This window comes from Aequorivita sp. Q41 (assembly GCF_039831855.1).
GTDB lineage: Bacteria > Bacteroidota > Bacteroidia > Flavobacteriales > Flavobacteriaceae > Aequorivita.
Genome location: NZ_JBDPMS010000001.1, coordinates 2,069,588 through 2,071,313 on the forward strand (window position 1 = coordinate 2,069,588; position 1,726 = coordinate 2,071,313).

The 1,726-nt window shown below is 39.5% G+C and carries 1 pseudogene; it reads left to right on the forward strand.

The annotated features are described in order from the left end of the window. Nucleotides 1–1,726 (forward strand): annotated as a pseudogene (locus tag ABJ955_RS09520) (hypothetical protein); the annotation flags it as partial.

Consider the following 1,726-nt stretch of genomic DNA (forward strand, 5'->3'; position numbering starts at 1 on the left):
CAGTGACACCGCAACCATAGAAGTAAACACAGCACCAACAGTTGATGCTGGAACGTACGGACCACTTTGTGATAATGTAAGTGCGATTACTTTAACGGGAACACCAACAGACTCAAACGGAAGTTGGAGTGGAACTGGAATCACAGATAACGGAGATGGAACAGCGAGTTTTGATCCTACAGGCTTGAGTGGTTCAATAACTGTTACTTACGATTACACAGACGGTAATAGCTGTTCAAACAGTGACACCGCAACCATAGAAGTAAACACAGCACCTGATGCACCCATAAGTGGTAATGATCAAGAAGAATGTGCAACAGATCCAATTCAAACTTTAACAGCGACAGCTACAGTGCCTTTATCGCAGTCAATTGTTTGGTATGATCAAGCTACTGGAGGTTCGGTTGTAACTCCTACTTTAAGCGCGATAGGTACTGTTACCTATTATGCAGAAGCAGTTAATGATCTTACTAATTGTATAAGTTTAACTAGAACTCCAGTTACTTTAACATTGAATAATTGTGGTATACAACTTGAAAAAATTGCAAGCCCGAATAATCCACAAGGGTGTACCCTATTAGTATTAGGTGAATCTATTACTTATACATTTAATGTGTCAAACCCAGCTGGAAATTCTCCAATAGATAACGTTGAATTAAGAGATCCATTAATCGACCCTACAAACAATCCTCTTCCAGGTCCTGTTAGTGGAGACACTTCTAACCCTGGGGTTTTAGATGCTGGTGAAACTTGGGTTTATACTGCTACTTATACAGTAACCCAGCCAGATATTACTAATGGACAGGTTCAAAACACAGCTACTGTAAACGGGCAAGTTCAAACTTCAGGAAATCCTTACCCGGTTTCTAATTCAGATACTGTTACTGTAAATCTTTGTCAAGACGCTAAAATGTCAATTGTGAAATCAAGCACTAGTGATACTGGTTATTGTGTCTCTTTTGAAGTTGGAAATACTATAGATTATAAATTTGTTGTAACAAATGAAGGTGATGTTGATATAACTAATGTAGTAATTACAGATCCATTATTTCAAGCGCCAAACCCAGTTGTTGCAATCACATTAGTTTCTGGAGACGACGGTGATGGTATCCTGAATGTAGGTGAAGAGTGGACATTTAATGCAACCTATGTAATAACTCAAGATGATATAAACGCAGGTTCAGTTGTGAATACGGCGAAAGTTGATGGTGACTCTGTATTAGGAGCTGTTGATACAGCTGATAGTAATACCGTAACAGTGTTAATCTGCCAAACAGCAAAGATTGCTATAGTTAAGACTTCTGTATACGACCCAATCGTAAATGGTGAATGTACAAGTGAAGTAGGAGACCTTATTGCTTACACATTTAAAGTAACCAATGAAGGTAACGTAGATCTTGATAACATCCGTGTAACAGATCCATTGCTAGAAGCACCAAACCCAGTGGTAGCTATCGCTTACCAATCTGGAGATGACGGCGACGGAATCTTAGAAGAAGGCGAAGAGTGGATTTACACAGCAGACTATGCTATTACTCAATTAGACCTTAATACCGGCAGTGTAACCAACCAAGCAACAGCAGTTGGAACACCACCGGTTGGGAATGATGTAGAAGATCAGTCAGGTACAGCAGTAGACAATGACGATACTACCGTAACAGATATCTGTCAAACAGCAAAGATTGCTATAGTTAAGACTTCTGTATACGACCCAATCGTAAATGGT